This window comes from Simplicispira sp. (genome assembly GCF_028687295.1).
In the GTDB taxonomy this organism is placed as follows: Bacteria; Pseudomonadota; Gammaproteobacteria; order Burkholderiales; family Burkholderiaceae_C; genus Simplicispira; species Simplicispira metamorpha.
The window spans coordinates 30,556-34,648 of record NZ_JAQUAL010000019.1 but is presented as its reverse complement, the minus strand read 5'-3'; the positions used below and the strand labels follow the sequence as shown (position 1 = coordinate 34,648).

Below are 4,093 nucleotides of genomic sequence, written 5' to 3'. Positions count from 1 at the left end.
CCACGCGCCAGCAGCAGCCGGGCGCGCTTTTCGGTGCAGGGCATCAGCGCCTGGCCTTGGGTGTCCAACACAAAAACCGCCACGGTCGTTTCACTCCATCCGTTCACACACTGCAAACTGTGCAGCACAGGCTGTCTTTCCAGTCGTCAGCCCTTACGGGCCTGGTGACGGGCCTCTTGCGAGGCCGCTCCCCTCGGGAATGTCCACAACCGGCTCCAGCTTTTGCAAGCTGCGGTTTCAACCTTCGGGCCTTTACCTTGGCCCAGCATGATCAAAACCTTGCAGAGCAGCAAACTGAGGAAGCATTTGCTGGTGCGTCTGAACGACCTGTTGTCAACGTAGCGGGCTGGTTACCGCTTTCCCTGGTCAACCCGGCTTGAAGCCTTGCGGTTCCAAGCCCCGCCCTTCAGGGCGGGGTAGTTGACGGCAACTCCTGCAAACGCATCGAAAAATCGGTGGCTTTGACGTCTTTGGTCAAGGTGCCGATGGAAATGCGGTCCACGCCGGTTTCTGCAAGGGCGCGCAGGCCGTCGAGCGTGACGCCGCCGGAGATTTCCAGAATCGCACCGCCGCCCGCATGCGCCGCGTTGGTGCGCACGGCCTCGCGCAGCGTGGTCAGCGGCATGTTGTCCAGCAGCACCATCTTGGCGCCCGCATACAGCGCCTCTTGCAACTGCTCCAGCGTCTCGACTTCAATCTCGATGAACTGGGCGCGCGCGGCCACCTTCTCGGCAGCGCGCAGCACCGCCGTGATGCCACCGGCAGCGGCGATGTGGTTTTCCTTGATGAGCACAGCGTCGTGCAGGCCGATGCGGTGGTTGGTGCCGCCGCCCACGCGCACGGCGTATTTTTCTGCCAGGCGCAGGCCGGGCAGGGTTTTGCGCGTGTCCACGATATGCGCCTTGGTACCGGCCACGGCCTGCACGTAAGTGGCGGTTTTGGTGGCCACGGCACTGAGCAGCTGCAAGAAGTTCAGCGCGGTGCGCTCGGCGCTGAGCAGGGCGCGGGCGTTGCCCTCGAACTCCAGCACGACGGTGTCGGCAGCGCAGCGCTGGCCCTCGGCCACATGCCAGGTCAGTTGCACGGTGGGGTCGAGGGCGCGCAGGGCGGCCTCGGCCCAAGGGGTGCCGCACAGCACGGCGGCTTCGCGCACCAGGATGCGGCCCCGGGCGCGGCGCGCGGGGTCAATCAGGCCAGCGGTCAGGTCGCCGCTGCCCACGTCTTCCTGCAAGGCGCGGGCCACGTCGAGCAGCACCTGGGCGTGCAGGGATTGGCGGGTTTCATCGTCGAGGTATGTCATGGGCGGCAAGCATAGCGGCTTGACGCCCATGCCACAGGCGGCCTGCCAGGGAACCCGAACGCTCCCATGGGTTGGGCCGGGCCACAGGCAGGCAGGCCCTACACTCGCCCCTCCCCAGGACTTACCGAGACCCAGCCATGAACCCCACTGCTGCGCCTGCCGCCCTGTCGGCCACCCACGCCACGCCCTACGGCACCTTGCCGCCCGCCTCGCCCCTGCCCCAGCGCCGCCCGGTGAGCCTGCCGCGCCTGCAACAAATGCGCGAGGCTGGAGAAAAAATCACCATGCTCACCGCCTACGACGCCACCTTTGCCGCCGTGGCCGATGCCGCCGGGGTGGAGTGCCTGCTGGTGGGCGACTCGCTGGGCATGGTCTGCCAGGGGCTGCCCAGCACCGTGGGTGTGTCGCTGGACACCATGGTTTATCACACCGAAAGCGTGGCGCGCGGCCTGCACCGGGTGCAGGGCACGGCCTGGGTGGTGGCCGACCTGCCCTTTGGCAGCTACCACGAGTCCAAAGAACAAGCACTGCGCAGCGCCTGTGCATTGATGCAGGCGGGTGCGCACATGGTCAAGCTCGAAGGCGGCGGCTGGACAGCGGAGACGGTGCGGTTTCTGGTCGATCGCGGCGTGCCCGTGTGCGCCCACCTGGGCCTGACGCCGCAAACCGTCCACGCCCTGGGTGGCTACCGCGTGCAGGGCAAAACCGACCAGGCCGCGCAAACCCTGCGCCGCCAGGCGCGCGAGCTGCAAGACGCCGGGGCCACCATGCTGGTGCTGGAGATGGTGCCCGCGCAGCTGTCGCACGAGCTCACGCACGAGCTGGCGCACTGCCACACCATCGGCATCGGTGCGGGCAACGGCACCGCCGGGCAAGTGCTGGTGCTGCACGACATGCTGGGCATGAACCTGGGCAAGATGGCCAAATTTGTCCGCAACTTCATGCAGGACGCGGGCAGCGTGCGCGGCGCCATGGAAGCCTATGTGCAGGCCGTCAAGGCGGGCACCTTCCCGGACAACGCGCTGCACGCCTGGTAAGGCGCGCTGGCACGGCCACTGCCACTGGCGCTGCGCTGACCCAGCCACACGGCAAGGCACCGCACCACGCCTGGAATTTGGTATGTTTTTGGCCTCCAGCCCTTACAGAGTGCGCGCGAGCAGCTATTGTTTTTGATTCAACCTTTCGGCTATGCACATCGTTCACACCATCCCCGATTTGCGCGCGGCCCTGGCCGCCTACCAGCACCCTGCCTTCGTGCCCACCATGGGCAACCTGCACGAAGGCCACCTGGCCTTGGTGCGCCAGGCCCAGCCGCTGGGCGACGCCACGGTGGCCAGCATCTTCGTCAACCGCCTGCAATTTCTGCCGCACGAAGACTTTGACAGCTACCCGCGCACCTGGGAGGCCGACTGCGCCCAGCTGCGCGCCGCCGGTTGCACGGTGCTGTTTGCCCCGCGCGAGCCCGATTTGTACCCCGAGCCGCAAACCTTCAAGGTCCAGCCCGACCCGCTGCTGGCCGACATCCTCGAAGGGCAATTTCGCCCCGGCTTCTTCACCGGCGTATGCACCGTGGTGATGAAGCTGCTGAGCGCCGTATTTGCAGGCAAAGCCAACGGCACCGCCCTGTTCGGGCAAAAGGATTACCAGCAGCTGATGGTGCTGCGCCGCATGGTGCAGCAGTTTGCGCTGCCCATCACCGTGGTGGCCGGCGCCACGCAGCGCGCCGCCGATGGCCTGGCGCTGAGCTCGCGCAACGGCTACCTCAGCGAGGCCGAGCGCGCTGAAGCCGTGCAGCTCTCGCAAGCCCTGCGCACCCTGGCCGATCAGGCCCTGGCCGCTGCGCAGGCCCAGCCCACCGCGTGGCCCGCATCCCTGCCCGCCCTGGAGCAGCAGGCCCAGCAGGCCCTGGCCGCGCGCGGCTGGCAGTGCGACTACCTCACCGTGCGCCGCCGCAGCGATTTGCAGCCCCCGCAGGCCAGCGACAGCGCAGGCAGCCTGGTGGTGCTGGGCGCCGCCCGCTTGGGGCACACGCGGCTGATCGACAACCTTGAAACCTGATCGCCCAGACCGCCCGCGCCCCGTGCTGCGGCCTGACCGGCCTGCTGACACGGGCGCCAGCCGTACCAGCACCAGCGCCAGCGCTCGCCCTGCCAGCAGCAACCGCAGCCCAGCCAGCCGCAGCGCAAGCGCACGCCCAGCGCCCGGCGCACCTGTGCGCCGCGTGGCCAAGGCCGCGCCCACTGCGCCGCGCCTGTTGCTGCTGAACAAGCCGTTTGACGTGCTGACCCAATTCAGCGGCGGCGAGGGCCGCGCCACATTGAAAGATTTTGTCGATGTGCCCGGCGTGTATCCCGCAGGCCGCCTCGACCGCGACAGCGAAGGCCTGCTGCTGCTGACCAACGATGGCACCCTGCAAGCGCGCATTGCCGACCCGCGCCACAAGCTGGCCAAAACCTACTGGGTGCAGGTGGAAGGCATCCCAACCGAGGCGCAACTGGCGCAACTGCGCGCAGGCGTACTGCTCAATGACGGGCCAACCCTGCCCGCCCAGGCACGGCTGCTGGAGCCCGCCCCCACGCTGTGGCCACGCAACCCGCCCGTGCGGTTTCGGCAAAGCATCCCGACCGCCTGGCTGGAGCTGGTGATCCGCGAAGGCCGCAACCGCCAGGTGCGGCGCATGACCGCCGCCGTGGGCCTGCCCACGCTGCGCCTGGTGCGCGTACAAATCGGCCCATGGGCGCTGGACGACCTGGCGCCCGGGCAGTGGCGCGAGGCCAGCGTGCCCACCTAGCC

General features: G+C 68.2%; 5 protein-coding genes. 3 read left to right on the top strand and 2 right to left on the bottom strand.

The genetic code is table 11. The annotated features are described in order from the left end of the window. Positions 1-83 (bottom strand): RRXRR domain-containing protein (locus tag PHX69_RS16145; protein WP_353852401.1); only part of this gene is annotated, 83 nt, incomplete at its 3' end. A 323-nt stretch (positions 84-406) separates the two neighbouring features. Continuing rightward, complete coding sequence (gene nadC / locus PHX69_RS04075; protein ID WP_288042482.1) at positions 407-1,300, bottom strand: carboxylating nicotinate-nucleotide diphosphorylase; 894 nt, start codon at positions 1,298-1,300, stop codon at positions 407-409. A gap of 137 nt (positions 1,301-1,437) precedes the next feature. Here nadC and panB point away from each other — a divergent pair, with 137 nt between their 5' ends. From panB to PHX69_RS04060, 3 genes are all read left to right on the top strand, one after another. After that, a complete protein-coding gene (panB, locus tag PHX69_RS04070) occupies positions 1,438-2,337 on the top strand; it encodes a 3-methyl-2-oxobutanoate hydroxymethyltransferase (RefSeq protein ID WP_119012907.1) in 900 nt (299 codons plus the stop codon). 151 nt (positions 2,338-2,488) lie between these two features. Continuing rightward, the gene (gene panC, locus PHX69_RS04065) at positions 2,489-3,358 is read left to right on the top strand and encodes a pantoate--beta-alanine ligase (RefSeq protein WP_288042481.1); all 870 of its coding nucleotides are present in this window, start codon (positions 2,489-2,491) and stop codon (positions 3,356-3,358) included. A 154-nt stretch (positions 3,359-3,512) separates the two neighbouring features. Further along, positions 3,513-4,091: a pseudouridine synthase gene (locus PHX69_RS04060; protein ID WP_288042484.1), complete on the top strand. Its 579-nt coding sequence runs from the start codon at positions 3,513-3,515 to the stop codon at positions 4,089-4,091. Positions 4,092-4,093: the final 2 nt, after the last annotated feature.

Coding starts and splice junctions, on each gene's coding strand:
- panB (WP_119012907.1), top strand. CDS start 1,438: ATGAACCCCACTGCTGCGCCTGCCGCCCTGTCGGCCACCCACGCCACG.
- nadC (WP_288042482.1), bottom strand. CDS start 1,300: ATGACATACCTCGACGATGAAACCCGCCAATCCCTGCACGCCCAGGTG.
- panC (WP_288042481.1), top strand. CDS start 2,489: ATGCACATCGTTCACACCATCCCCGATTTGCGCGCGGCCCTGGCCGCC.